Origin of the sequence: Andreprevotia lacus DSM 23236 (genome assembly GCF_900176275.1) — a bacterium.
Taxonomy (GTDB): Bacteria; Pseudomonadota; Gammaproteobacteria; order Burkholderiales; family Chitinibacteraceae; genus Andreprevotia; species Andreprevotia lacus.
This window is the reverse complement of sequence record NZ_FWXD01000012.1, coordinates 1-26,488: the sequence shown is the minus strand read 5'-3', so window position 1 is coordinate 26,488 and position 26,488 is coordinate 1. Positions and strand designations below refer to the sequence as shown.

Sequence of the window (26,488 nt, the reverse complement as noted above, 5' to 3'; positions counted from 1 at the left end):
GCCGCCTGCCTTACTGGCCAACCTCGCAATGCCCGATCCTTCGGATCGTGCTGCACGTCACTCACGTAACGTGCCCTGTGGCTTCGCCGCTGCCCCGGCTGGCGCCGCCTGCCTTACTGGCGAACCTCGCAATGCCCGATCCTTCGGATCGTGCTGCACGTCACTCACGTAACGTGCCCCGGATTGTGGCTTCGCCGCTGCCCCGGCTTGCTCCGCCTGCCTTACTGGCAGGCCTCGCAATCCGGGTTGTCAATGCTGCAGAACTTCATGTCGCTGGCCGGGGTGTTGTCCTCGGCCTGCGCCACCGGTGCAGCTACCGGCGCCGCGCTGGCAGCTGCAATTGCGCCAGCCGCTTCGGCCGATGCACTGCTGTAACCACCGGCAACCGGCACCGCGTTCAACTCGCCGCCACGGCCGGTCGATTTCTCGGCGTTGGAGGCAGCCAGTGTGCGCAGGTAATAGGTGGTCTTCAGGCCACGAATCCACGCATGCTTGTACAACTCGTCCAGCTTTTTGCCCGAGGCACCGGCCATGTAGATGTTCAGGCTCTGTGCCTGGTCGATCCACTTCTGGCGACGCGAGGCGGCCTCTACCAACCAGCTCGGGTCCATTTCGAAGGCGGTGGCATACAGCTCGCGCAGGTCTTGCGGGATGCGGTCGATGCGCGATACCGAACCATCGAAGTACTTCAGGTCGGAGATCATCACTTCGTCCCACAGGCCACGTTCCTTCAGATCGCGCACCAGGAAGTCGTTGATGACGGTGAACTCGCCCGACAGGTTCGATTTCACGAACAGGTTCTGATACGTCGGCTCGATCGATGCAGCCACACCCACGATGTTGGAGATGGTTGCAGTCGGCGCAATCGCCAGGCAGTTGCTGTTGCGCATGCCATAGGTGGCAATGCGTTCACGCAGCGCGGCCCAGTTCAGGCGCTCGGTGGTGTCCACTTCCAGATAACCACCGCGCTCTTCGGCCAGCAGCTTGAGCGAATCGTGCGGCAGGATGCCACGGTCCCACAGGCTGCCCTTGAAGCTCGGGTAGGCGCCGCGTTCCTGCGCCAGCTCGGTCGAAGCCCAGTAGGCGTGGTAGGCAATGATTTCCATCGATTCGTCGGCAAACTCGACCGCCGCATTGGATGCATACGGCTTGCGCAGTGCATACAGGCAATCCTGAAAGCCCATGATGCCCAGACCCACCGGACGATGCTTCAGGTTGGACGTACGCGCCTTGCGCACCGGATAGAAGTTGATGTCGATCACGTTGTCCAGCATGCGCATGGCGATGCGGGTGGTGCGTGCCAGCTTCTCGCTATCCAGCGTACGGTTGCCGTCGGCGTCTTCCTTGATGTGGTTGATCAGGTTGATCGAGCCGAGGTTGCAAACGGCGATTTCATCCTCGTTGGTATTGAGGGTGATTTCGGTACACAGGTTGGAGCTGTGCACCACGCCCACGTGTTGCTGCGGGCTGCGGATGTTGCACGGGTCCTTGAAGGTGAACCACGGATGGCCGGTTTCGAACAGCATGGTCAGCATCTTGCGCCACAGCGTCAGTGCCGGCAGCTTCTTCACCACCTTCATTTCGCCGCGTGCGGCCTTTTCTTCATAACGCACGTAGGCGGTTTCAAAAGCCTTGCCGTACAGATCATGCAGGTCCGGCGCTTCGGACGGGCTGAACAGGGTCCATTCGCTGCCTTCCATCACGCGCTTCATGAACAGGTCGGGAATCCAGTTGGCGCTGTTCATGTCGTGGGTGCGACGGCGGTCGTCACCGGTGTTCTTGCGCAGCTCGAGGAATTCCTCGATGTCGGCGTGCCAGGTTTCCAGATAGGCGCACACTGCGCCCTTGCGCTTGCCGCCCTGGTTGACGGCCACGGCGGTGTCGTTCACTACCTTCAGGAACGGCACGATGCCCTGCGACTTGCCGTTGGTACCCTTGATGTGGCTGCCCAGTGCACGCACCGGGGTCCAGTCGTTGCCCAGGCCGCCGGCAAACTTGGACAGCAGCGCATTTTCCTTCAGCGCTTCATAGATGCCGTCCAGATCATCGGCCACGGTGGTCAGGTAGCAGCTGGAGAGCTGCGAGCGACGGGTACCCGAGTTGAACAGTGTCGGCGTCGACGACATGAAGTCGAACGACGACAGCAGGTTGTAGAACTCGATGGCACGCGCTTCACGGTCCACTTCATTCAGCGCCAGGCCCATGGCCACACGCATGTAGAACGATTGCGGCAGCTCGATACGGGTGCCTTCCACATGCAGGAAGTAGCGGTCGAACAGCGTTTGCAGGCCAAGGTAGCCAAACTGGTAATCACGCTCGTGCTTGAGCGCAGCGCCCAGGCGGGCCAGATCGTACTGGGCCAGGCGCTCGTCCAGCAGTTCGGCGTCGATGCCCTTTTTGATGAACTTGGGGAAATACTCGGCGTAGCGGGTATCCATTTCCTCGTGCGCGACTTCCTCGCCCAGCACTTCGCGGCGCAGGCTGTTCAGCAGCAGGCGCGCGGTGACTTGCGAATAAGCCGGGTCTTTCTCGATCTGCTGGCGCGCGGCCATGATGACCGACTTGCGCACTTCTTCAGCCGGCACGCCGTCGTAAATGTTCTTCAGCGCCTCGGCCAGAATGGCCGGCTGGTCGGTGGTCGATTCAAGGCCGGTGCAGGCCGAAGCGATCAGCGCCTTGAGCTTGCCCAGATCCAGCGGGCGGCGGCTGCCGTCTTCATACAGCACGTTGATGGCGTGGTGCTGCTCGCCCGCGTCGCTGGTCTTGGCCGAGCGCTCTTGCGAGCGGCTTTCGCGATACAGTACATAGGCACGCGCAACATCGTGCTCGCCCGAGCGCATCAGCGCCAGTTCCACCTGATCCTGGATGTCTTCGATATGGATGGCGCCACCATCCGGCTTGCGGCGCATCAGCGCATGCACGACGGCATCGGTGACGGCGGCAACGCGCTCGCGCACGGCGGCGCTGGATGCAGCATGGCTGCCCTGCACGGCAATGAAGGCCTTGGTCACGGCGACCGAGATTTTCAGCGGTTCAAACGCCACCACCCCGCCGTTGCGGCGGATGGTCTTGTAGTTCTCGTAATTGCCGGCTTGCGGCGCGAGAGAAGCGTTGGAATCGGTCATACGGCCTCCAGCGGCGGTATCCAGCGTAGCGTACATGGGGCTATCCTCGAGAGCGGTGGCGTGATCAGTGGCGCGATGTGTAAAAGCTGTGAATAATTTGTGGAGAAACACTATATCTTGTGGTCTTTGATTACTTTCGACACAAATACTAGGGTATCGACTCCCGCTAGCGCAAGTAGCAAAGCTTGTGGTACGAACCATAAGCACCCACTGATACAGACACGATATGCCGCAAAACCAGCACTGGCGCGGCATAGCCGATGTGGCACCAAAACGACAGCCATTCGCAAGCCGGCCTTGCAGGCCGGGACAGCCGCCAAACGGTAGGCTGCCGCAGCAAGCACGCAACAATCTCCGCCATCCTCACGCTTCGCATTCGGCAAAAATGCCCCTGCCAATACGACACACCGCCCCAACTTTTGGCGGGGCAAGGGAAATCATCCAATGCCTGCCGGCAAACATGTGGTTGTCCTGCGCAGGAACCAGCCGTGCGGCCACCGCACTGGCCAAGCAACACACGGGCAGCAAAGCCGAGCGTGGTAACGGACAACGCAGGCAGCCCGGCTTACACTTTCATCAAAGATGTCAGCCAAAGGAAAGGGGGGATTTAGCCATGCCGGATGATCGATTGCAGCAGGCAATGGGTACCGCCGCGCCCTCACCCCGCCCCTTTTAGCGCTACCGCTGTCCTGCGGTAAAACTACCGCCACGCAAGGGACGCACGCCGGACACACTGCACAGCCGAAAAAAAACGCCGCAAAAGCGGCGTTTCAAAGCGTGTTCGGGCTATTGCGGCCACCCGGGCCGGGCAGGCTCAGTCCAGCAGATCCATATAGGACTTCTGGTTGTAGCCGGCCAGTTGCGTCCACGGCAGCGTTGCGGGCAATGCCTGCGGCGTGACGGTCAGGCGCGACCAGCTGCTGCCGTTCTGCGTGCCGGACTCCACCACCAGCGGCAATTGGCGGGTGTCCGACCACAGCACGCGCATGTAGTGCTCGCCCTTGCGTTGTTCATACCAGCTGGCACCCGCCTCTGGTGCGGCCTGCTTGAGCTTTTGCATCGTGGCCAGTTGCTTGCGGTCAATCAGGACTGCCGAGCCATCCCAGCTGCCATCAAAGCCGAACTGCGCATATTCCGACTCGCCCATGGTAATGACGGTTTTCTGCGCCTTGCGCACGAACTGCAGCGCCGGCTTGCCCTTGCCATCAAGGAATACATGCTTGGCCGCCGTGGCAAAGTTCAGATCGTGGTTGTGGCCGTCACCATCGTGATGCTCCTGCACAGCATTACCGGGCACTACGCGCTCACTCCACACATGGTCGCGGCTGCGTACCCAGCGCTCCTGAAACGTCGTCTGCTTGGTCACGCCCTCGGCGGACACCAGCTTGCTCTCGTAGGTAATCAGCGCAGCGGCATCCGGCAGGTTGGCGGCTTGCGCAAGGCCAGTGGCCAGCAGCAGCGGCAGGATCAGCGTTTTCATCATCATTCCTTGCTCTATCAAATCTCAATGCAAAGCCGCGCCGGATCACGGCGCGGCAGCGTGGGCGGGGCCAGACCCCGCCCGACCCGATCAGAAGCCGAAGGCTTGCTTGATCAGCGAGAACACCTTGGTATTGTCGATGGTGCCCTTGAAGGTCTTGGAGGCAACACCGGCGCCGGTGGCAAACAGCATCACGTCACCGCCACCGTGGCTTTCCGAACCCATCTTCAGCGCAGCTTCCTGCAGATAGTCGTCATGCAGCACCTGGGTGGCATCGGTCGAGCCTTCCACCAGCATCTTGCGGGTGGCCGGACGGTTCGGGCCGTTGCCGAATACCAGTGCGGTGTAGTTGTTGCCATCGGCATCCTTGGCCTCGGTGCCGTCCTTGTAGTTCTTGACGGTACCGAGGATGTTGCTGCCCTTCTTGCCATAGCCGTTGATGGTCATGGTGTGGTCATGGTCAGCCGTCACGACGATCAGCGTGTTCTTCAGGCCCGGGTCGCGCTTTTCCATTTCGGTCAGTGCGGCCTGGATGGCAGTATCGAAGGCAACGGCATCTTCCAGCGCCCGCTTGGCGTTGGTGGCATGCAGGGCGTGGTCGATACGACCGCCTTCCACCATCAGGAAGAAGCCGTTGCTGTTCTTGCCCAGTACATCGATGGACTTGAGCGTCATGTCGGCAAGGCTAGGCTGATCCAGGCTCTTCTTCACACGGTCCAGCTCGTAGTCCATGTGATCGTTGGTGAACAGCGCGAACAGCTTGTTGGTGGCCTTGCCATCAACGGCCTTCAGCTCGGTACCGGTCGAGGCGTAGGTATAACCCTGCGCCTTCATCTCGTTGATCAGGTTACGGCCATCGGTGCGCTTGCCGCCGGTCACGGTGGTCGGCAGGAAGAAGCGGCTACCGCCGCCCATCAGCACGTCCAGGCCGGTGCCCAGCTTGCTGTTGTAGCCGGCACCACCCGGTACGGCTTGCGCAGCGATGGTGTTTTCGGCATCGCGGTGGCAAACGTGCGAGTAGGTTGCCGCCGGGGTAGCGTGGGTGACACGGGTAGTGGTGATGGAACCCACTGCCTTGCCCTTGGCCTTGGCAATTTCCAGCATGGTATCCACGGCCTTGCCGTTGTTGGCCGGGCAGGTGCTGTCCGCGCCGCTCAGATACGGCTTGCCGGCCGGATCCAGCGCCTTGGTGTCCGCGCTCATGGAGATGACTTCGTTGTTCATCTTCACACCGGTCATGTAGGCGGCCATCGACGGTGCCGAGTCGGTGGTCTGGGCATCGTTCGAGTAGGTCTTGACGCGTGCGGTGCGATCCAGCTTTTCCATCGACAGCGTGCCGGCTTCGCCGTACTTGTAGATGCGGGCTGCAGTCACGGTGGCCGGGCCCATGCCGTCGCCGAGGAAGAAGATCACGTTCTTGGCTTCGCCAGCAGCATAGGCCGGGCTCAGCGCTGCCGCGCACAGCGCAGCGATCAGGGTATGTTTCAGATTCATTGCGATTTTCCTTGTACGCGGGCCGCTTAGATGCCGGACGCCTGGCGCAGCAGATTGAATACGTTGGTGTTGTCCATCACGCCGTGGAACAGGTCGGCGTTGTTGCCGATTGCGCCCAGGAAGACATTGGTACCACCGTGGGTTTCATTGCCGGCCGAAACGCGGATTGCTGCTTCCTGGTGATAGGTGCTGGCAAATACGGCGTTGTCATCCAGCGCAGGGAAGTTCTTGCGATCGCCGGCGGCGCGGTTTTCACCGTTACCGAAGCCGATGATGGTGAACGGCATACCGTCAGCATCCTTGGCAATCTGGCCATCGGTGTAGTTGCGCAGCAGACCCAGCACGCCCGGGCTGCTGGCCGAGGTCTTGCCGGTGCGCGCCGCATAGCCGTTCAGCACCAGGGTGTGGTCATGGTCGGCGGTCACGACGATCAGCGTGTTCTTCAGCGTCGGATCGGTCTTCTTCACTTCATCGATGGCGGCCTTGATGGCGGTATCGAAAGCGACGGTATCCTGCAGCGCCTTGCGGGCGGTGGTTTCGTGCAGCGCGTGGTCGATACGGCCACCTTCCACCATCAGGAAGTAACCCTTGTTGTTCTGCTTGAGCGTCTGCAGTGCCTTGACGGTCATGTCGGCCAGGCTCGGTTCCTTGCTCGCGTCGCGATCCAGGTCGTAGCTCATGTGGCTGCTGGTGAACAGGCCCACGTACTTCTTGGTCTTGCTCACGTCGATGGCATCCAGCTCGGCCTTGTTGCTGGCATAGCTGTAGCCCTTGCCCTTCAACTCCGCGATCAGATCGCGACCGTCGGCGCGCTTGCCGCCATCCTTGGTGGTCTGGAAGAACTGGCGACCGCCGCCCAGCAGCACGTCCACGCCATCGGCCAGCTTGCTGTTGTAGCCGGCACCGCCCGGCACGAACTGTGCGGCGATATCGTTTTCGGCATCGCGGTGGCACACGTGCGAGTAGGTTGCGGCCGGTGTGGCATGCGTCACGCGGGTAGTGGTCACCACGCCGGTCGACAGGCCTTGCGCCTTGGCGATTTCCAGGATGGTTTCAACCGGCTTGCCGTTGCCAGTGCCACAGTTGCTGGTCAGATCCTTGGTCGGGTCCAGCGCCTTGGTGTCCTGACTCATGGAGATGACTTCGTTGTTCATCTTCACGCCGGTCATATAGGCCGACATCGACGGTGCCGAGTCGGTCACCATCGCATCGTTGGAATAGGTCTTGATGAACGCCGTTTCCGGCAGCGTATCCATGGTCAGCTCACCATCCTCACCTGCAGCGTAGATACGCGCAGCAGTCGTGGTGGCAATGCCCATACCGTCGCCAAGAAAGAAGATCACATTCTTGGCTTGCGGTTTCACATCGGGAAGCGGAGTGGAGCTGCTGCTGTCACTGGAGCCGCATGCGGCAAGCACGCTGCAGGCCAGCGCAGTCAAGAGTAGGCGTTTCATGTCAGACCTCGTTGGATGAACGAGGGCGGAGCCTAGACAGCGATTGTTACAGAAAAAACAAACTTACGTGATTGAAACATTTCAACGGAACGTGCAATACATCACATGGTTGACAAAAAATGTTGAATTTACAAAATATTTTTCCGTTCGCGCCAGGTAGAAAAAAAGCGGCCGCAGCCACTTTTCATTGCACTTTTCCGACCAGTGGCCGCAAAAAAAGAGGCGCCGCAGCGCCTCTTTTTTACTTCCGGCCAAGCCGGATTGCCAGCTGATCGCTCAGTGGTGGTGGCCGTGCGGGCCATGCACGTGACCATGTGCCAGCTCTTCGGCCGATGCTGCACGCACTTCGCTCACGCTGGCCTTGAACACGATGGTCATGCCGGCAAACGGATGATTACCGTCCACGGTGACCTTGTCGCCGTCAACTTCGGTCACGCGGAACAGCAGCACTTCACCGGTGGCGTCGTCTTCGCCTTCAAACATCAGGCCGACTTCCACCGGCATCGGGAACACGCTGCGTTCTTCCTGGCGCACCAGTTCCGGCTCGTATTCACCGAAAGCATCGTCAGCTTCCATCGTCACCTCGATGGTGTCGCCCACGGTCTTGCCTTCAAGCGCCTCTTCCACCAGCGGCAGAATGTTGTCGTAACCGCCGTGCAGATACGCGATCGGCTCTTCGGTCTTGTCGAGCAGCTTGCCCTCGACATCGAACATTTCGTAGTGGAGCGTGACGACGCTGTTTTTGGCGATTTGCATCAAGATTTTCCTAACTGTTTGACAAGAGAGAGCACTTCAGCGGCATGCCCCTTGGGCTGCACATGATAGAAGGCATGACGGATCACACCTTCCTTGTCGATCACGAAGGTCGAACGCTCAACGCCCAATTTTACCATGCCCTGCACTTCTCTTTCTTTCAATGCATGGTAAAGACGACTGACCTCACCTTCGGGGTCGGACAACAGATCGAACTCGATGCCTTCCTCGTCACTGAACACCTCATGCGCCATGCAGTCATCCAGACTGACACCCAGCACGATGGCGCCATGCTCGCGGAAGATCGCTGTACGATCACTGAACTCAACCGCCTCGATCACCCCGCCAGGTGAGTGGTCACGATTGAAAAAATACAACACCACATGATGGTGACCGCGAAAGTCGCCCAGCCTGACCATCTCCATGCGTGCGTCAGGCAATTCGAAATCGGGGGCTGCCAGGCCAGGATTCAACATCGGCGTCTCCTCGGTTGGTGCGATAATGGAGGCACTCTGTTTCAGATATCTTTCCGATTTCCTTCATATATAGCCCGATGCCATCGCAACTGCTCGGCGGCCTGAGTCCGCAACAATTTCTCGACGAATACTGGCAGAAGAAACCGCTGCTGATCCGCCAGGCCGTCACCGACTTTCCGGAACTGATCGATCTGCACCGCCTGATCGAGCTGGCCACGCGCGACGACGTGGAAAGCCGCCTGATCGAGCACCGCAACGGTCGCTGGCACATGGAGCACGGCCCGTTCCGCCCCACCCGCTTCAACAAGCTGCCCGACAGCGACTGGACCGTGCTGGTGCAGAACGTCAACCAGCATGTGGACCACATAGCCGAGCTGCTGTACCGCTTCAATTTCCTGCCCTATACGCGACTGGACGACATCATGATTTCGTATGCCCCGCCCGGCGGCAGCGTCGGCCCGCATTACGATTCATATGACGTGTTTCTGCTGCAGGTGGGCGGGCGCAAGCGCTGGCAGATTTCCAGCGATGACGCGGGCAACTTCATCGAAGATGCGCCCATCCGCGTGCTCAAGGATTTCCAGCCCGAGCAGGAATGGGTACTGGAGCACGGCGACATGCTCTATCTGCCGCCCAAGTATGCGCACCACGGTGTGGCGCTTGATCCGGGCATGACTTACTCGGTCGGCTTCCGCGCCCCCAAGACCCAGGAAATCGCCAGCCGCTTCCTGGAGTTCCTGCAGGACAACCTGCAGCTGGACGGCATGCTGAGCGACCCGGGCCGCCGCGTGACCGACGCACCGGCCCGCATCGATACCGATTTCGCCAGCCACATCGCGGCCATGCTGCAGCATATTCAATGGGATGAAGCACTGGTCAGCCGCTTTATCGGCGAGTACTTTAGCGAGCCCAAGCAACATGTGGTTTACGACGCCCCCGACGAGCCTCTCGACTTCGACGAGTTTGCCGCAGCCGTTGCCGAACACGGCGTGGTGCTGGACCTGAAAAGCGTACTGCTGTTCGACGAAGCACATATCTACTGCAACGGCGAAGCGCTCGAATGCGATCCGGACAGCCACCCTGCCCTGCAACAGCTGGCCAATGCCCGCCGGCTGCTGCCCGGCGACTATGACGATACCGTGCTGGACACCCTGTATGAATGTTACGACTACGGCTACCTTCACGTGGCCGGCTGATCCGCCGCAGCGGTTTGACCGCTACGCAGACTACGCCGCCTCGTTCAGCGCGCTGTTGGCCGTGGCACAGCACAGCCTGTGGCTGTATGAAGACGACTTCAAGGCCGCAGACTTGGGCGGCCGCGCCAATTGCGAGCAACTGCAACGTTTTCTGGTCGGTGGCGGCCAGCTCACCGTGCTGGCGCGCAGGCCCGACTACATCGCCGCCAGCGCACCGCGCTTTCTGCGCCTGCACGATGTATTTGCCCACCAGATGAGCCTGAATCTGCTGCGCGAGGACGCCCAGACTGACGAACAGGTCTTTTCACTGGCCGATGATAGGCATTATGTGATTCGCCATCATCTGGACTGGCCACGCGGCGAGGCAGGCAGCAACGGCGCGGCCGTAGCGTTTTTGCAACAAAAAAGCCAATATTTACAAGACCTCAGCGAGCCGGCCAGCGCATGGCGCCGGCTGGATATCTAGGCTGACAGTACGTGTACAAACGGTTGCAATTGACCCTGCCGCGACGCACCAAAAGCCGGCAAAACCGCTAGTTTTTCCGACAGAACGTGTTAGAATTCGCCCCGTCGGTCGTCAGTGATGTTTACTGCTCAAATTTTAAGCGATCGATCATAGGTCGATTGCTCTGCTTTTTGGCCCCAACTTACATCTTTAAAGGTAATTACAATGAACAAGACTCTGCTCGTTGCTGCTCTGATCGCTCTTGGCCTGGCTGCTTGCGGTAAGAAAGACGAACCGGCTGCTGAAGCTTCGGCTCCGGCTGTTGAAGCTTCGGCTCCGGCTGCTGCTGCTTCCGAAGCTGCTTCGGCTCCGGCTGAAGCTGCTGCTTCCGACGCTTCGGCTGCTGCTGCTTCCGACGCTTCCGCTGCCAAGTAATCCAGCGAGCTCGTCACGAAAAGCCGACCGAAAGGTCGGCTTTTTGCATTTCTGCCCTCCGTAATCCACCGAGTCCGCCATGCCCCGTATCACGCTCGTGCAGCCGCGCTGGCTGCTGCAGATTGAATCCCGCAACGTCCTCACCGGCCACGCACTGGTCATGCAGGATGATCGCATTGCCGCCATCCTGCCGCAGGCCGACGCACACACAGCCTGGCCGGATGCAGCCGTCGTCAACCTGCCCGATCACGCGCTGATGCCTGGCCTCGTCAACCTGCACGCGCACTCGGCCATGACCCTGCTGCGCGGTTATGCCGACGATCTGGCGCTGATGACCTGGCTGAACGAGCACATCTGGCCGGCCGAGGGCAAACACGTCAGCGACGAATTCGTTTACGACGGCACCCAGCTCGCCATTGCCGAAATGATCCGCGGTGGTACGACCTGCGCCAACGACATGTATTTCCATCACGGCGCCGTGGCACGTGCCGCCATTGCCAGCGGCTTTCGCATCATGGTGGGTTGCTCCATCCTCGAATTCCCCACCCCCTATGCCTCGGGCGCGGACGCCTATATACAAAAGGCACTGGCCTGCATCGACGAATTCCGTGGCGAGCCGTTGGTGGGCTTTACGCTTGCGCCGCACGCACCGTACACCGTGAGCGATGCCACCTTTGGCCGCGTCATCACGCTGGCCGACGAGCTGGGCATCGGCATCCACTGCCACATCCACGAAACGCAGGACGAAATCGCCGGCAGCCTGAAAGAACACGGCGTGCGCCCGCTTGAGCGCTTGGCCGGGCTGGGCCTGCTGTCCGGCCAACTGGTCGCCGCGCACATGGTGCACATGACCGATGCCGAAATCGCACTGGTGGCCAAACGCGGTGTGCATATCGCGCACAACCCGGCCTCCAACCTCAAGCTGGCCTCGGGCTTTGCCCGCGTCACCGATCAGCTCACTGCCGGCATCAATGTCGGCATAGGCACCGATGGTGCGGCCAGCAACAACAAGCTGGACATGTTTGCCGAGCTGCGCCTTGCCGCGCTACTGGCCAAGGGCCAAAGCGGCAACCCCGAGGCCCTGCCGGCCTGGCAGGCGCTGGAAATGGCCACATTGGGCGGTGCCAGGGCGCTGGGCTGGGACGACCGTATCGGCACGCTGGAAGCCGGCAAGGCAGCCGACATGATCGCCGTCGATCTGTCGGCGCTGGGCACCCAGCCCTGCTTCGACCCGGTATCGCATCTGGTCTACGCGCTCGACCGCCAGCAGGTCAGCCATGTGTGGATCAATGGCGAACTGCAACTGGCCGATGGCGAGCTGACCCGTATCAAGCTGCCGCAAGTCGCGGCACGCGCCCGCCACTGGCAACAGCGCATCGCCGGCTGAGCTGCGTCATCCAATCGCGGGTTCGTGCGTTGTGATAGCCGCGTCTATCACAAAGCCGAGCCCGCCATGGAAATTGAAGTCCCCGAAACCGGCAGTCCCGAGAAAAAATCGCTGCTCAACAGCTTTGTTGCCGTCACCGTCGTGGTGCTGTCGGTCTGCATGGCACTGGGCAAGATCAAGGACGACAACATCGTGCAGGCCATGCAGGTGGCCAAGGCAAACTCGCTGGATACCTGGAACGAATACCAGGCCAAGAAGCTGAAAGGCTATATTGAGGAGCAAGGGCTGACCCAGGCCAAGCTCGCCAGTGCGCAGGCCGATGCCGCCAAGGCACAGCAGATTGCGCCAATGATCGCGCAGTTCGAAGCCAAGATCGCCAAGCTGGGCAAGGATGGCGAAGCACTGATGGCCAAGGCCAAGGGTTTCGAGAAGGAATACGACGACCTCGGCTACCGCGACGACCAGTTCGACTTGTCCGATGCGCTATTGTCGATCGCCATGGCCGTCGCCGCCATGGCCGCACTGACCGAGAAACGCTGGATGCTGATGCTGTCGTGGACCTTCGGTGTCGGCGGCGTCATTTTCGGCCTTGCCGGCTTTCTGGGGTGGGCGCTGCACCCGGACGGCATCATCAAGATCCTGACTTGATCCAGGCCGGGCAGATGGCACTGCCCGGCAACCGGCCTACGCGGTAAACTGTCGGTCTGTGTCCACGCTCCATCTCCTCACATGACCGACGCCACCACGCTCAATGCCGATCAGGCCGAACTCGCCAAGTTTTCCGCACTGGCCCACAAATGGTGGGACAAGGACAGCGAATTCAAGCCGCTGCACCAGATCAACCCGCTGCGGCTCGGCTTCATCCAGCAATACGTCGAACTGACCGGCAGCAAGACCGTGGATGTCGGCTGTGGCGGCGGCATTCTGGCCGAGGCACTGGCACAGTCCGGCGCACAGGTCACCGGCATTGATCTGGCCGAGAAATCGCTCAAGGTCGCCAAACTGCACCTGTTTGAATCCGGCCTGAGCGTGGATTATCGCTGCATCGCCGCCGAAGCACTGGCAGACGAAGCCCCGGAAAGCTTCGACGTGGTCACCTGCATGGAAATGCTGGAACACGTGCCCTCGCCCGCCAGCGTGGTCGAAGCCTGCACGCGCATGGTCAAGCCGGGCGGCTGGGTGTTCTTCTCCACACTCAACCGCAACCCCAAGAGCTATCTGCTGGCCGTACTGGGCGCCGAATACGTGCTGGGCATGCTGCCGCGCGGCACGCATGACTACGCCAAGTTCATCAAGCCGTCCGAGCTGGCGCGCATGACGCGCACAGCCGGCCTCGATACCGTGGACCTCACCGGCCTGCATTACAACCCGATCAACCAGCACTATTCGCTCGGTGGCGATACCGACGTGAACTATCTGGTGGCGTGCAGGAAACCGGCATGAGCCAGCAAATGATCAAAGCCGTATTGTTCGATCTGGACGGTACGCTGGCCGATACCGCCCCGGACCTGGGCGCCGCGCTGAACAAACTGCTGGCCGAGGAAGGCCGCCCCGAGCAACCGTACACCGCCATCCGCCCCATCGCCAGCCACGGCGCACGCGGGCTGATCGGCCTCGGTTTCGGCGTCACCCCGCAAGACGATGCCTTTGCCGAACTGCGCGTGCGCTTTCTGGCCCACTACGAAGCGGCGCCACATCAGGGCACGGTATTGTTCGAAGGCGTGGCCGAGCTGATCCAGGCCATTGCCGATCGTGGTCTGGCTTGGGGCATCGTCACCAACAAGCCGGGCAAATACACCGAGCTGCTGATGCCGCACCTGCCGCTACCGGTCGCCCCCGGTGTGGTGGTGTCCGGCGATACCGTCGGCGTGCCCAAGCCCGACCCCAAGCCCATGCTGCACGCCGCGGCCGGGTTGGGCATCGCGCCCGAGCATTGTGTATACGTCGGGGATGCCGAGCGCGACATCGAAGCCGGCCGCAAAGTGGGCATGACCACCGTGCTGGCCAATTACGGCTATATCGCCGACACCGACACACCGCTGGCCTGGGGGGCCGATCTGCAGATCGAGCACCCGCTGGAGCTCTTGGCCCATTTGCCGGGTTAAGTGCCCCCAGCTACACACAGCCCGCCTTTGGCGGGCTTTTTTGTTCACGGCTTCCGCAACAAAGCCACCAAGCCGGCCTGTGTAGTTCGCGCATCAACGATTCACATCTACCACATAGCGTCCGGTATGCCGCCCGGCCATGATCTCGCCGGCGGCGGCAATCGCTTCGCTCAAGCCGATTTCCGTTACCACCTGCCCCAGCTTGCTAGCCGGCAATTCGGCCGCCAGCGCCGCCCATGCGCCTTCGCGCAGTGCGCGCGGCGCGTATACGCTGTCGATACCGGCCAAGGTCACACCACGCAGGATGAAGGGCGCAACGGTGGCCGGCAGTTCCATACCCTGCGCCAACCCGCATGCCGCCACCACCCCGCCGTAGCGTAGCTGCGCACAGACATTGGCCAGCGTGTGACTGCCGACGGTATCCACCGCGCCGGCCCAGCGCATTTTCTGCAAAGGCTTGCCGGCTTGTGCGAACTCGGCCCGATCCAGCACCTGCAAGGCGCCCAGCCCGCGCAGATAGTCCGCCGCCTGCGGCTTGCCGGTGAGTACCGCCACCTCGTAACCGCGCTGCGCCAGCAGCAAGGTGGCAATCGAGCCGACGCCGCCCGTGGCACCGGTCACCAGCACTGGCCCGCTACCCGGTGGCACACCATGCCGCGTAAGTGCCTGCACACACAGCATGGCGGTATAGCCGGCGGTGCCCAAGGCCATGGCATCATGCGGGGTATAAGCCGCCGGCAGCTTGACCATACCCTCGGCCGGCAGCCGTGCACGCTGCGCCAGTGCACCCCAGCGCGTTTCACCCGCACCCCAACCATTGAAGATGATCGGGTCACCCGGCACAAAATCGTCATGATCGGAGGCCAGCACCGTACCGGCGCAGTCCACGCCCGGCACCATGGGCCATAGCCGCACCACCGGCCCGGCGTTGCAGATGGCCAGCGCATCCTTGTAGTTGAGCGTGGAATACGCCACCTGCACCAGCACGCCGTCGGGCGGCAGCCGTGCTTCGTCCAGCGTGGTCAGGCCGGCACTAAACCCACCTTCGTCCTGCTGCAAGCAGATTGCTTGAAACATGCTGCCTCCGGAAAACTGCCATTGACGCCCCGCTGCCGGCTTGGGATAAAGCGGCAGCTCCGCGCCCAGCATAACGCATGGTCAAGCGCGACACCTCAGGGAGAACCCGATGAATCTGTATTTGCGCCTGTTGTGGTTGCTGCTGACCTGGCGCCGCCGCCCCAAGAGTGACCTGCTCGGCCCGTGCCGCACCCCGTTCATGGTGCTGCCCAACGATCTGGACCTGCTGATGCACGTCAACAACGGCCGCTATTTCACCCTGCTCGATCTGGCACGCACCGACCTGATGCTGCGCGCCGATCTCTACGACAAGGTGAACCAGGCCGGCTGGTATCCGGTGGTGGCGGCGGAAACCATGCAGTTCCGCAAATCACTCAAGCTGTGGCAGCGCTTTGAAGTGGAAACCACGGTGCTGGGCTGGGACGAGAAATCGATCTACCTCGACCAGCGCTTCGTGGTCGGCGACGACACCTACGCCGTCGCCGTGATCCGCGCACGCTTTCTGCGCCGCAGCGGCGGCTCGGTCAACTCGGCAGAGATGATGGCGCTGGCCGGCCATACCGAAGCATCCCCCCCGCTGCCGGATTGGCTGCAGGCGTGGGCGGACGGGATGGCCAAGCTGAAGTAATGCCCGCCACCCTGGTTTATTTGGGCTTGAAACTATCCAGCTCGACCAGATTCACCCCTGGTCCAGTGGTGCCGCAGGAGTAACACGCTGGCTGCTTCACCTCCCCACTGGCCATAGTGATGAAGCACAGTTTCTCCGGCGTGGAACGGTCCTTGTAAGTGATGCGATAGCAGACGTCGGCAGGACCGCTGTTGTCGTTTTCCACGACAGAGTACCCCCCCTTGCTGCCCGCCTTGAGGCCACAACTGGAAAGTTTGATTGGCGCCCCGATCACTTGCCACGATTTACAAATGTAATCTTGTGAAGCATGACTGACCGGTGTGGGAATTTCCATGTAGCCATAAATCGGGTCGACCTTGAGCGGTAGCGGTGTTACACATTCACCATTCTGCAGGATTTTCGGGCTGGTACAGACCACGGCTGGGTTTTTGCAAACACCATCGCTCAACACCTGCGGGGCATTACAGACCGGCACGACAGTGCTCGGGTTTGCAGCGGGATAACCGGCGTCGACAAAAGCTTTGGTAGCAGTCGGCACCGCAGTCAATCCTTCGTCAGCCAGATCTTGCTCGATCGCCTGACTGAGAATGCTGAGCACGGTGCTGCGCGACGGTATGGTCTTGGCGCTCCAGATGCGCGACAGCATGGCATTGAGCTCATCCTCCACCTGCTTCACGTAGGCCAGCGTTGCCGGCATGTCTTCGTTCGGATCACGCAAATCATCAATGCTGACAAAGACCGAATTGCCGAGCAAATCACAATTGTCATCGCTAGCGCCCCCCCAGCACAGCTCTGCCTGATAGGTAGTCCCCACCGGGGATGGCGAAACCAGCAACATCAGCACTGGCCGCACTTCGGCCGACGCAGTTGGCGTGGTGCAGGCACCATTGATGTAGACCTGCGGCGAGGAGCAACTTGGGGGCGATGCAGGTGGATCGGGGTTGAAGCTGAAGCGCTTGCTTGCAACGACCCCACCACCAGGCAATACGATGCTGCCGCCTTGACCACCGTTCAGGCTAAAACTGATGTTGCCTGAGTTGCCCGGCTTCTGGCTCGCCGTCTTATAGCCGGATAGCAAAGACTGGCCTCCCGCGTACTGCAGCATGGGGCCGCTCAGTTGCTGCCCACCATTGAGTGTGGCATTGGCTACATACCACGTGGGCTGGCCACTGCTGTCGTACATGAAGGCAGCAACGAAGGCCTGCGTACCCTGTACTTCGACAAAGTAGCCACGCCCGCCCTCGGCATCGTTCCAGTACCAGCCGTTCTGGAAACCTGCAGCTGAGGTGCTAAACGCATTCGGTGTGGAAATCGGGAAACGTTGAATCGCCGTACTGACCGGCTGATCACCATTCACCGGTGTAATCAGCAGATTACCGCTGCCAGCGCTGGAAAAAGCTGCCACTACATAGGCAATGCGATTACTGCTTGGCGCCTTGTAAGCTCCCCCTAGCGTCTGCCCGCCTGCATAACGCATCAACTCGCCGGCATACTGGCCATTGGCCTGTTGCGTCAGCGTGCTGGCATACCATGTGGCAACACCGTTGGTTTCATACATGAAAGCCACCAGGAAAATCTGGTTGCCCTGTACCTCAATGGCGTAGCCACGCCCGCCCTCGGCCGGGTTCCAGTACCATCCGGTCTGTGGCACCGCATAGCTGGCCACGTCGGCTGCAGCAGTTCGAGGCGCCTGCGCAATTACTGCCAATGGTACTGGCGGTGCAGCAGCATCGCTATTCGCACCACCGCCACTGCACCCTGCCAGTATGAATACGCAACAGATCACGGCACAGATCAGCTTCCACATTGTGCTACCCCGCTCGTCACCGGCCGGGCTGGCTCAGTTGGCCCGGTGAATGCAGCATACTCGACTTTTCAAACCATTGTCATGAAGGTGACAGCAGCTCAATTCCACGGCGGATTGTCACCAAAGTGCTCGACCAGCAGATCAATGAAGGCCCGCACCTTGGCGGTCAAATGCGTGCGGTTGGGATAGACCGCATACAACCAGATGTCCGGGCGCGGATAATCACACAGCAGCGGCACCAGTTGCCCCGAGCTTAGATAGGGCTGGGTGAGAATGGTGGGCTGCAGCGTCAGCCCCAAGCCTTCCAGTGCGGCACGGGTGGCCATCTCGGCATTGTTCACGCGCAGGCGCGGGTGCACGTTCACCGTGACCGGGCCGTCGGGGCCATCAAACTGCCAGGCGTTGCCGCTGTTGGAATAGGTGTAGGTAATGCAGGCATGGTCCACCAGGTCTTCCGGCGTTTGCGGTGTGCCTTGTGCAGCCAGATAGGCAGGTGAGCCAACCAACCGCAGCTTGATCGGCCCCAGCCGCCGCGCCACCAGCGTCGGATTGGGCTGGGCGGAAATGCGTATGCCCATGTCCATGCCCTCCTCGACCAGATCGATCACCCGGTCAGACAGATGCAGGTCCACCTTCATGTCGGGATAGCGCGTGTAGTAATCCTTGAGGACGGGGCCAAGGTAATTGACGCAAAAGGTCACCGGCCCGCTGACCTTGAGCGTACCGCGCGGCTTGACCGTGGTCTGGCGCAGATTGGTTTCCAGCTCCTCCAGCTCGGCCAGTACCGCTTGGGCACGCTCGAAGTAGGCGGCGCCCGGCCCGGTCAGGCTGAGGTGGCGCGTGGTGCGGTTGAGCAGCCGGCTGCCCAGGTGTTGTTCCAGATGCTTGACGTGTTTGCTGACCATGGCGGTCGACATGCCCAGCCTGTCGGCCGCAGCAACGAAGCTGCCCAGGGTTGCCACCTGATTGAACACGCGCATGCTGAGCAGGGTATCCAAATTTCAAGCCCCTCAATTATCAACCAATAAGAAACAATCTATCCATGAAATGGCGGTTTATCAACCAATCGCATAAGCATAAAGTACGTTCCATCGATGCCGTACAGCACACCGCCAACGACATCCTTAAAACGCGACACGCCGCTGACAGGCCACAACACCCGTTACTCCGCCATCGCGATCACTGACCAAAAGACAGGAAAGGAACAGATCATGACCAAGTTCAATGCTACCCTCGCAGCCGTTGCCCTCTTCGGTGCCGTTTCCGCCGCCAATGCCGGCCTGGCCCAATTTGCCAACAGCGCCGTGCTACCGGCCCAAGCCGTTTCGACCAACACTGCAGTCGTTGCTACCCCGCAACAACCGCTGGTGCCGTTCGCGCACAGTGCAGTGCATCCGGGCCAGTCGTTCAGCGCCAACGATGCCAAGGCAAGCACCCAGACCCAAGCGCTGGTGCAATACTCGCAAAGCGCCGTGGTGCCGTCGCTGTAATCAGCACGCCCAAGCAAAAGGCCGGCATCGCCGGCCTTTTTCATGCCCGCAAGCAATGTACTTCAAACTTCTGCCAGCGCTTCAGCGATCAGCGTCAATCCTGCCAGTGCACCGCTTGCCAGGCTAATGCAGCCATCAGGCCCCTCCGCCTCGGTGGGGTTGATGCGGATCAGCGTTGCCACACCCGCCAATTGCCGGGCGATGTGTTCGCTGGTGTAGCGCACGGTCGCAATCGTGCTGCCGGCACCCAATTCAACGATGACCAGACGGCCCACGCCGGCCAGCCAGCGATTCATGGCGCCATATTGCAGATCAGTGCGCCGCGACAGCCAGTCACTATCCCCGAACATCAGGATATTGGGGCGCAACAGCCCGCCACAATCCGGGCAATGCGGCAGCTCACCCAGCCAGTGGCAGCGGGCATCGTCGATCAAAGGCTGCACGGCATCGGCGCTGTCGATACGTTTATTGCACCCGTTCACGCATTGCACATGATGGATGGAGCCATGGCACTCCACCACGCGATCAGCAGTAAAACCCGCTTTCTGAAACTGCCCGTCCACGTTGCTGGTAAACACAAACGCACCGTGATGCAGCTGCTCGCCCCATGCATGCAGCACGGCAAAACCGGCATGCGGCACCGTCTCACGATACAGTTTCAGCCTGTGGCCATAAAAACTGCGAAATTTCACGCTTCTGATCAGCCCGTTGAATTCAACTTCCGCACCGAGTTGCATTTGATCTGACCACCCGTTGTGTACGATTTGCACAGTTGTCCCAAAAAAGGGCTCCCGATGGAGCCCTCTTGGCCGCGATCAACCAGTTTTTTTCCCGCGTAGCTTACGCATCGACTCTCCTTTCAAGGCCATAAGGTGCGCGCGGTGCACGATACGATCGAGTATCGCATCAGCGACGGTCGGGTCACCAAACAGGTCGTACCATTTCTCTGGTGGATACTGGCTCGTGATGATCAATGCCCCTTCCATCGACTGCTGATCCAGGATTTCCAGTAGGATCGGACCGAGTCGCGGGTCGATACCTCCAATACCAAGATCGTCGATGATCAGCAACGGCAGTCGGGCAAGTTGGCGACGTCGCTTGGGCAATGTGCCATCGAGCAGGCTGTTGGCGAGGTCTTCGAACAGACGTGTGGCCGTCGTGTAGTAGGTCAGCAGTCCTTGCCGGCATGCTTGTTGGCCAAACGCGCAAGCGAGCCAACTCTTACCCGTACCGGTTGGGCCAGTGAGAATAAGATTCTGCCGCTGACGCATCCATTCGCCACCAGCGAGTGTCTGGATTTGCAGCCTATCCAGTCCGCGACCGCTGCGGTAATCCACGTCTTCCAGTGCGGCTTGGTTGTAGCGCAGCTTGGCCTGCTTCATCAATCTGTTGATACGCCGGTTGTCACGACTGTTCAGCTCTTCGTCCAGCAGCAGCCCGAGCCGCTGCTCGAACGGCATGATCGTCATCGTGGGATCGGCTTGCTGACGCAGCAGTGCAGCTGCCATGCCGGCCAAGCCGAGATCGGCGAGTTTCTGCGGGATCGTCGTCGGGGTCAGCATGATTGGTCACCATTCTGCCGGGCAAAATACGCGGCACCGCGAAGATTGTCATGGCTTGGCGTCGTGACGTTGGGTGACGGCGTTCGGCGATAAGTCTCGTGCCGTAAAATCGATTGCAACCGACCATATGTGAGGATGTTACGGGACACTGCATAACTGCACGCTGGCTCAAGCCGGTCCTGCCACGCCTCGCGACGAACGTCGCGCCGCAAGGCCCGAATCGCCTTTAATCCACTGGCAAAATCACGTCGTTCATCCAAGTTGTGCTGCACGAATTGCAGCGTTGCTGGCCCAACATCTTGTGCCCATTGGCGCAAGGACTCGGGCGAATCGTTCACATGATGACGGTGCCTCGGCGCGAGATGTTCCGGATCGGTCGTCACCCCGGCATCCAGTTGGAGTCGATGGCTCGCCACCCGCCGTCGCTGGCGATAAATGTCGAGGCGTTCGTTAGTGGCGCGCAGATCAACCTGCTCATGCGCCAAGGTGTAGGGAACCGAATAGCAATGCTCGCCGAAGCGCACGTGATAGCGTTCGTCCACGCGCACCTTGTATTGCCATCGACTGTACGGATACCGTTCTTCGCAGAGCGGTTGCAGTGTGGGGCGGTCCAATTCGTCGAAACGGGCCGACCTGCTTCGGGGGTAAGTTCGCGTTACAGCCACGTTCAACCGTGCCATCCAGTAGCCCAGCGTCTGATTCAATTCGTCCAGACTGAAGAAGGTTTGATGCCGCAAGCGCGCAAGCACCCAGCGCTGGACGATTTGCACGCCGACCTCCGCTAATGCCTTGTCCTGCGGGCGCCTTGGTCGTGCTGGCAGAATAACGAAGCCATAGTGTTCGGCCAGCTCTTGATATGCCGGGTTGAGCATGATTTCCGTTCGGCCGTGCTTAACAACCGCCGATTTAAGATTGTCCGGGACGATAAAGCACGGCACGCCGCCGAGCTGTTCCAGCATCTGGATGTGTGCCTTCAGCCAGTCTTCTACTGTTTGCGTGGCAACAGCCGTCGCGAACAAGTAGCCGGAAGCGCCCAATGTGCCGACAAAAATCTGCGCCATCCGGATTTCGCCGGTATCGCGATCGCGGATTGGCATGGTCTTGCCACAAAAATCGACAAACAGGAATTCCCCTGGGCGGTAGACGTAGCGGAGGCTCAGTTTGCAGCGCTTGTGCCACTGTCGGTACAGGCGGGTGAACTGGGCATAGGACACACCGTCTGGCGTGTTTTCCCGATATTCTTCCCACAATAGCCCCAGCGTGACGTCACGCTTTTGTAGCTCCGAATGAACCGTTGACCAGTCCGGCAGCGGTTTGCGCGAAGATGGTGTATCGCGCCACCCAAACAGGGCGTTACGCAGTTGCTCGTCGTCGAGCTCCCTGAGATCGTCCCAATGGAGCTGGCCGATGCGCAGGAGATCTCGGATCGCTCTGACAGTGTTGGCGGCAACGCCGCTCAGCCGTCCGACGGCTCGGTTAGAATGCAAGGGGTCGCTGGCCAAGCGAATGACTTGGCGCAATTTCTCTATAGAAAGTTTCATTGTTTCTCCGGACAACGGGCGAGCAGCCGCCTCGCTCGTCGCGATCCATCCAAAAAAGGCGCAGCATCCCCACGCGATAGCTTGACGCCATCGCGGGTCAGATTGACAATGAAACGCGTCAGGGGATTCAGCTTGACGTTTTCTCATTGGCCTGGGGCGGCAACCCCGGGCCTTTGTCTTTCTGGCTGCAGCGAAGATAGTGGACCATGTGCTCAGCCTAATCTCATGACATTCCCCCCTTCTGATCAGCGGCTTCAGTTGCGGTCATCCGCTGCTGCGCCATCCATTGCGCAACGTCACGCGACAACGCGAAATAGCCGCTTCGTCCCTCCAGTTTGAAAATCGGAACCGGTACGGTTTGCCGGCGAATCGACTGCCGCCAAGCTGCGGCCGACGAGTAGCCCAACACCTTCCACAGCACGCGGCTGGGCAGCATCGGGCCATGCCGATCGATCAGCGCACGCTCCAATTCAGCACTCAAGTTGCTCTGCGAAAGCATGGGTCACGGCCAGTCACGTTGAATGGCATTAGCCTAGCGCGTCGCTCCCCACTTGACGATCCCATAAGATTTGGCATATTTGTACTGTAACCTTGTCAACCTATGTCATTGTTTTCAAATGAAATAGCCTTCGAAGTCATAACTTTCGTTGAGCCACGTTAAAGACGAAGGGCTTATGAATCCGCTTCAGACAAAGAACCAAAAGCGTGACCCTGTAGATATCCTCCGCGTGCGCTTCTGGTATCAGGGCATCGCCAAGGCGCTGGATTGCCAACAGTCGTCCTACCAAGTCGAGAAACGGTTGGAACAAGGTCGATTCGCCCGCAAGGATGGGCGAACAAGCTATCCCGGCAAGTGGAGCGGCTATGCACAGGGCGAACACACACCGCAAGCGCGCTTCGTGCGCTTATTCGAATCCCAAGCTGCGGGCTCTGCCCGTGAGCTGCACCATCCGCTGTGGGCAATCCTGAAGCGAATAGGCTCTCAGCCAATCATTGCCGCAGATTGGATGTCGCGGCTTGATCCGTCGGTGCAGACGTGTGTGTTTCGACCGCAGCACGATTGCTTTGGCGCACCACGTGTTCTTACGCCCTTCAATGACCGCCAAGGACAGAAACTGCTGCGGCGAGGCGACCTCGATGCGCTGGCTGCCTTGGTGCTGTACTGGAACGAAGCCGCTCGCACTGGTGCCTCCGAGACCCAAGAAACGGTGGCGATCCTGATTTACCAGTTGCTGCTAATCGTCGGGCTGGAGTTTTACACTCGGAAGTTGATGGCCGAGCTACTGTGGCTGTTTACCACGAAGATATTCGATGCTACCCCATGGCTGAACGGCCGCTTCGCTATTGATAGCCGCTCTTTCGAGATCAGCATGTTGCTGTTGCACCGTCTGGCCCATTCCGCCGAAGACCCCGGAAAAACACCGCGCTGGCGCGACCTCGTGCGCAAAATGATCGACCTGCTGGCTGGAAAACAAGGGTTCGATATTTGCTACGCGATGCGGCCGGTTTTTGTGCCTTGCTGGGACCTCGGCCCACCGAGGTATAGCGAGTGGGCTGACTGGGAAGAGCATCGACGTTGCTGGGCTTGGGGATGGGATTGCCTGCTCACTAGCCGAATTGGCAAATTCCCGCCCGACGAGGTATTTATGAGCGGCAAGAGCCGAATACGTATCCGGCCCGGCAGTGAGCGGTTACGCGCTCTGCCGCTGCCCACCTTGAACACAGCTGTGATCTTTACCTATGGCGAGTGGCCGCCGGTATAAGCTTGTTTTACAGCACTACAGCACTACAGCACTACAGCATATGGGCCTCGGATATAGCTCACATCACAATTACTCCTGCCTAGACGTATTCTTGGATTGTGCAAAGGCAAAAATCAGCTCTTCAAGCCCGCTGAAGGTTATCTCTTCCGCTTGGGATACCAGTTCACCGATCCGCGCATCCAATCCAATCTGAGCGGCGGCAGCGATGCCGGCTTGCAGTAAAGGGATAGCTTGTTCCAAATTGGGCGCATTAGCACCTTGAGCTTCTGTCTCGCGTTGATGCGTACCAAGATGAGCTTCGGACCTGTTATCTGGCTTCAGTGTTAGCCCTAAGATGGCCACTGCCATGCGGGCATCACGGAAGGCCGAGCTGCCGTAGGCGTCATATAGGGCTCCGAACGGAACTCCCAGACCTGCAAGGATGGTCGTGGCTTGTTTGTTGTCGACTCGGCGGCCAGAGGATTGGTCGGAAATGGAATACGCAGCCAACATAGCGTTTTCTACGAAATTGTCACACTCGCCTTCAGCCACGCCCCACTCGAAATAGAACGCTCTTTCCTTAGGTGGGGTCGTCAGTTCCTTGAACACGCGTATTGCCTGATCTGGAAGATTTGCCCGGCGATATAAGTTGGCGACATGAATACGAGTCAGGGAATTCGTCGATTCCCGGTCAAGGACACCCTGGGCGATGTTGAAGGCCAGATCTTTCCGATCTTGCGCAAAAAAATGGTTGGAAATCTCGAATCGCCACTCTTTGGGATTCTCTGGCAACGAGGCAATGGTTAGAGCGTCCATAGCCGCTTTACCGAGCGCAACATAAAGAGCCCCGATATCTTCGCCAAACTCATTCTCCAGCACCGACACCAAGGTCTCGGCGATGAGCCGGTGACGTGTAAAGATGAAGGACGATGTGGTGGTCGCCGCCGCTTCTTGGCCCAAGGGTACCAGCACCTCGCGGTGCAATTTTCCTGCGGGGCAACCCAGTACTTGGCCCAAAACTGGGCGGGATAAGAACTCCAGTCCTTCGGCATGCATCGCAGCGATGTAGGCCAGAGCATCACGTAGCGTACCGCCACTAGGAATTGGGCGGCGTCCTAAATGTTCCAGTAGCACGCGAGCGCGCTTGCGCAGATCGCTGCCGCTACGCACTGCCAACAGCGCGCCAAAGAAGGCTCCCGACCTATTACTAGCCTCTTCCTTGGCCTGTCGTTCTAGTATCGCGGCCCACTCGGTCTCTGGTTGTTTGGCCAGATCACCTAGGCCAGCTTGGCCGTAAGCCTGCCAACACTGAACGATGGCCTCGGCATCGCTTGCGTCGAGACCGATCAAATATTCTTTATGGAAATCTGCAGAGGTCCAATTTAGGTTTTCTGCTTCTGACGCGAGCCAATCCGTGTCCCGGCAAGCCAGCAAAGCATGCACCCGGCCATTCTGCGTCTGTGGCAATTGTTTAAGAAGATCTTGCAACTGGACCGCCGCGTTATCGGCCTCGTCCAGTAGCAACAGCCACCTGTAGTCGTCGTCCAGTACTGCGAGAATGTCTTTGACCACCAAGGGCTGGGACTCGTCCCGGCGCTGAAGGATGCGCCAGTCGTTTTTCCCTTCGACGATGGCGTAAGCAGCTTGCAGCATCGCGGTGGTTTTGCCTTCGCATCCGGCTGCTAGCAGCAGGGTAACGACGGGCTTGCCGGTAGTATCAAATTGCAGAAAGCGATCCACTAGGTCGCAAACGACACGGCGGCGAGGAATGGACGTGGATAGGGCCGTAGGCCAATCTGGAACGGCGCCATCAAAATAGCGCAGGGCGGTTCCTTCACCGAGCGGTTGGAGATGCTTGGCCAGATCCTCTGGCTGGTGCACAAACCAACCCTTGGGCGGCTGAGCGACCTGCACGGCGGGCCTGTAATCGATCTTGGTCGGTTGATTGCTAGGTGTGAAGGTTCAATAGGTTGTTGCGGGTGTTCACCCGGTGAGATTTTGAGAGACTGGAAATCGCCAAACCCCCAGTCACTACAGAGCCCCGATCCGGATGAACACCCATAAGAATGCCCGATTGACCTACCTTCGTCGCCTTGAAATGGTTCAAGACATCACCCAGCGGCGCCACACCGCGGAACAAGCCGGTGCCACACATGGCGTCAGTGCCGTCACCGCACGCAAATGGCTGGCCCGCTACCTGGCCGGTGGCGCGCCCGCATTGCTCGACAAATCCTCACGCCCAGCCCGTTCGCCACGCACCATTTCGCCCGAGACCGCGCAAACCATCGTGG

The 26,488-nt window shown here is 59.9% G+C and carries 25 protein-coding genes; 11 read left to right on the top strand and 14 right to left on the bottom strand.

Features of this window, described 5'->3' with window-relative positions; all coding sequences use genetic code 11:
• Window positions 1–221: 221 nt before the first annotated feature.
• From B9A19_RS11260 to B9A19_RS11235, 6 genes are all read right to left on the bottom strand, one after another.
• On the bottom strand, window positions 222–3,125 hold the full coding sequence (locus B9A19_RS11260) for a ribonucleoside-diphosphate reductase subunit alpha (protein ID WP_217807045.1): 2,904 nt from the start codon (window positions 3,123–3,125) through the stop codon (window positions 222–224).
• An 814-nt stretch (window positions 3,126–3,939) separates the two neighbouring features.
• Window positions 3,940–4,605 carry a hypothetical protein gene (locus B9A19_RS11255; RefSeq protein WP_139798786.1) on the bottom strand — a complete coding sequence of 222 codons (666 nt, stop codon included), beginning with the start codon at window positions 4,603–4,605 and terminating at the stop codon, window positions 3,940–3,942.
• 90 nt (window positions 4,606–4,695) lie between these two features.
• On the bottom strand, window positions 4,696–6,099 hold the full coding sequence (locus tag B9A19_RS11250; RefSeq protein ID WP_084090899.1) for an alkaline phosphatase: 1,404 nt from the start codon (window positions 6,097–6,099) through the stop codon (window positions 4,696–4,698).
• A gap of 26 nt (window positions 6,100–6,125) precedes the next feature.
• The gene (locus B9A19_RS11245; protein WP_084090898.1) at window positions 6,126–7,553 is read right to left on the bottom strand and encodes an alkaline phosphatase; all 1,428 of its coding nucleotides are present in this window, start codon (window positions 7,551–7,553) and stop codon (window positions 6,126–6,128) included.
• A gap of 276 nt (window positions 7,554–7,829) precedes the next feature.
• Window positions 7,830–8,309, bottom strand: coding sequence for an FKBP-type peptidyl-prolyl cis-trans isomerase (locus B9A19_RS11240; RefSeq protein WP_084090897.1), 480 nt, complete (start codon window positions 8,307–8,309; stop codon window positions 7,830–7,832).
• Window positions 8,309–8,782 (bottom strand): peroxiredoxin, encoded by a 474-nt coding sequence (locus B9A19_RS11235; protein WP_084090896.1) that lies wholly within the window; start codon window positions 8,780–8,782, stop codon window positions 8,309–8,311. The genes B9A19_RS11240 and B9A19_RS11235 overlap by 1 nt, the downstream gene beginning before the upstream one ends.
• A gap of 77 nt (window positions 8,783–8,859) precedes the next feature.
• Between B9A19_RS11235 and B9A19_RS11230 the strand changes: the two genes are divergently transcribed.
• From B9A19_RS11230 to B9A19_RS11200, 7 genes are all read left to right on the top strand, one after another.
• Window positions 8,860–9,978: a ribosomal protein uL16 3-hydroxylase gene (locus B9A19_RS11230; protein WP_084090895.1), complete on the top strand. Its 1,119-nt coding sequence runs from the start codon at window positions 8,860–8,862 to the stop codon at window positions 9,976–9,978.
• Window positions 9,938–10,444, top strand: coding sequence for a DUF7931 domain-containing protein (locus B9A19_RS11225; protein WP_084090894.1), 507 nt, complete (start codon window positions 9,938–9,940; stop codon window positions 10,442–10,444). The genes B9A19_RS11230 and B9A19_RS11225 overlap by 41 nt, the downstream gene beginning before the upstream one ends.
• Window positions 10,445–10,648: 204 nt before the next feature.
• Window positions 10,649–10,858, top strand: coding sequence for a hypothetical protein (locus tag B9A19_RS11220; protein ID WP_084090893.1), 210 nt, complete (start codon window positions 10,649–10,651; stop codon window positions 10,856–10,858).
• Between the two features lie 79 nt (window positions 10,859–10,937).
• On the top strand, window positions 10,938–12,245 hold the full coding sequence (locus B9A19_RS11215) for a TRZ/ATZ family hydrolase (RefSeq protein WP_084090892.1): 1,308 nt from the start codon (window positions 10,938–10,940) through the stop codon (window positions 12,243–12,245).
• Between the two features lie 66 nt (window positions 12,246–12,311).
• Complete coding sequence (locus tag B9A19_RS11210; RefSeq protein ID WP_084090891.1) at window positions 12,312–12,893, top strand: DUF4337 domain-containing protein; 582 nt, start codon at window positions 12,312–12,314, stop codon at window positions 12,891–12,893.
• An 81-nt stretch (window positions 12,894–12,974) separates the two neighbouring features.
• The gene (ubiG, locus tag B9A19_RS11205) at window positions 12,975–13,688 is read left to right on the top strand and encodes a bifunctional 2-polyprenyl-6-hydroxyphenol methylase/3-demethylubiquinol 3-O-methyltransferase UbiG (protein WP_084090890.1); all 714 of its coding nucleotides are present in this window, start codon (window positions 12,975–12,977) and stop codon (window positions 13,686–13,688) included.
• Between the two features lie 8 nt (window positions 13,689–13,696).
• A complete protein-coding gene (locus B9A19_RS11200) occupies window positions 13,697–14,350 on the top strand; it encodes an HAD family hydrolase (RefSeq protein WP_084090996.1) in 654 nt (217 codons plus the stop codon).
• 93 nt (window positions 14,351–14,443) lie between these two features.
• On the opposite strand, the gene acuI is transcribed toward B9A19_RS11200, so the two are convergent.
• Complete coding sequence (gene acuI, locus B9A19_RS11195; RefSeq protein WP_084090995.1) at window positions 14,444–15,427, bottom strand: acrylyl-CoA reductase (NADPH); 984 nt, start codon at window positions 15,425–15,427, stop codon at window positions 14,444–14,446.
• A gap of 109 nt (window positions 15,428–15,536) precedes the next feature.
• Here acuI and B9A19_RS11190 point away from each other — a divergent pair, with 109 nt between their 5' ends.
• Window positions 15,537–16,055, top strand: a complete 519-nt coding sequence (locus B9A19_RS11190; protein WP_084090889.1) for an acyl-CoA thioesterase — start codon at window positions 15,537–15,539, stop codon at window positions 16,053–16,055.
• Between the two features lie 16 nt (window positions 16,056–16,071).
• On the opposite strand, the gene B9A19_RS11185 is transcribed toward B9A19_RS11190, so the two are convergent.
• The gene (locus B9A19_RS11185; RefSeq protein ID WP_084090888.1) at window positions 16,072–17,721 is read right to left on the bottom strand and encodes a hypothetical protein; all 1,650 of its coding nucleotides are present in this window, start codon (window positions 17,719–17,721) and stop codon (window positions 16,072–16,074) included.
• Between the two features lie 239 nt (window positions 17,722–17,960).
• On the bottom strand, window positions 17,961–18,860 hold the full coding sequence (locus B9A19_RS11180; protein WP_084090887.1) for a LysR family transcriptional regulator: 900 nt from the start codon (window positions 18,858–18,860) through the stop codon (window positions 17,961–17,963).
• Between the two features lie 213 nt (window positions 18,861–19,073).
• On the opposite strand from B9A19_RS11180, the gene B9A19_RS11175 reads away from it, so the two are divergent.
• On the top strand, window positions 19,074–19,352 hold the full coding sequence (locus B9A19_RS11175) for a hypothetical protein (RefSeq protein WP_084090886.1): 279 nt from the start codon (window positions 19,074–19,076) through the stop codon (window positions 19,350–19,352).
• A 62-nt stretch (window positions 19,353–19,414) separates the two neighbouring features.
• Here B9A19_RS11175 and B9A19_RS11170 read toward each other — a convergent pair whose 3' ends face one another.
• The 4 genes from B9A19_RS11170 to B9A19_RS11155 form a co-directional block, all read right to left on the bottom strand.
• Complete coding sequence (locus tag B9A19_RS11170; RefSeq protein ID WP_176216888.1) at window positions 19,415–20,044, bottom strand: SIR2 family NAD-dependent protein deacylase; 630 nt, start codon at window positions 20,042–20,044, stop codon at window positions 19,415–19,417.
• 123 nt (window positions 20,045–20,167) lie between these two features.
• Window positions 20,168–20,914: an IS21-like element helper ATPase IstB gene (gene istB / locus B9A19_RS11165; RefSeq protein ID WP_084090884.1), complete on the bottom strand. Its 747-nt coding sequence runs from the start codon at window positions 20,912–20,914 to the stop codon at window positions 20,168–20,170.
• A complete protein-coding gene (istA, locus tag B9A19_RS11160; RefSeq protein WP_084090994.1) occupies window positions 20,908–22,455 on the bottom strand; it encodes an IS21 family transposase in 1,548 nt (515 codons plus the stop codon). The genes istB and istA overlap by 7 nt, the downstream gene beginning before the upstream one ends.
• 223 nt (window positions 22,456–22,678) lie before the next feature.
• Window positions 22,679–22,936, bottom strand: coding sequence for a hypothetical protein (locus tag B9A19_RS11155; protein WP_217807044.1), 258 nt, complete (start codon window positions 22,934–22,936; stop codon window positions 22,679–22,681).
• Window positions 22,937–23,129: 193 nt separating this feature from the next.
• Between B9A19_RS11155 and B9A19_RS11150 the strand changes: the two genes are divergently transcribed.
• Entirely contained in the window at window positions 23,130–24,218 is a 1,089-nt protein-coding gene (locus tag B9A19_RS11150; protein ID WP_139798785.1) for a hypothetical protein, read from the top strand.
• A gap of 69 nt (window positions 24,219–24,287) precedes the next feature.
• On the opposite strand, the gene B9A19_RS11145 is transcribed toward B9A19_RS11150, so the two are convergent.
• Window positions 24,288–26,111 carry a P-loop NTPase gene (locus tag B9A19_RS11145; RefSeq protein WP_084090881.1) on the bottom strand — a complete coding sequence of 608 codons (1,824 nt, stop codon included), beginning with the start codon at window positions 26,109–26,111 and terminating at the stop codon, window positions 24,288–24,290.
• A gap of 136 nt (window positions 26,112–26,247) precedes the next feature.
• Between B9A19_RS11145 and B9A19_RS11140 the strand changes: the two genes are divergently transcribed.
• The coding region (locus B9A19_RS11140; protein WP_139798784.1) for a leucine zipper domain-containing protein at window positions 26,248–26,488 on the top strand (241 nt) is incomplete at its 3' end.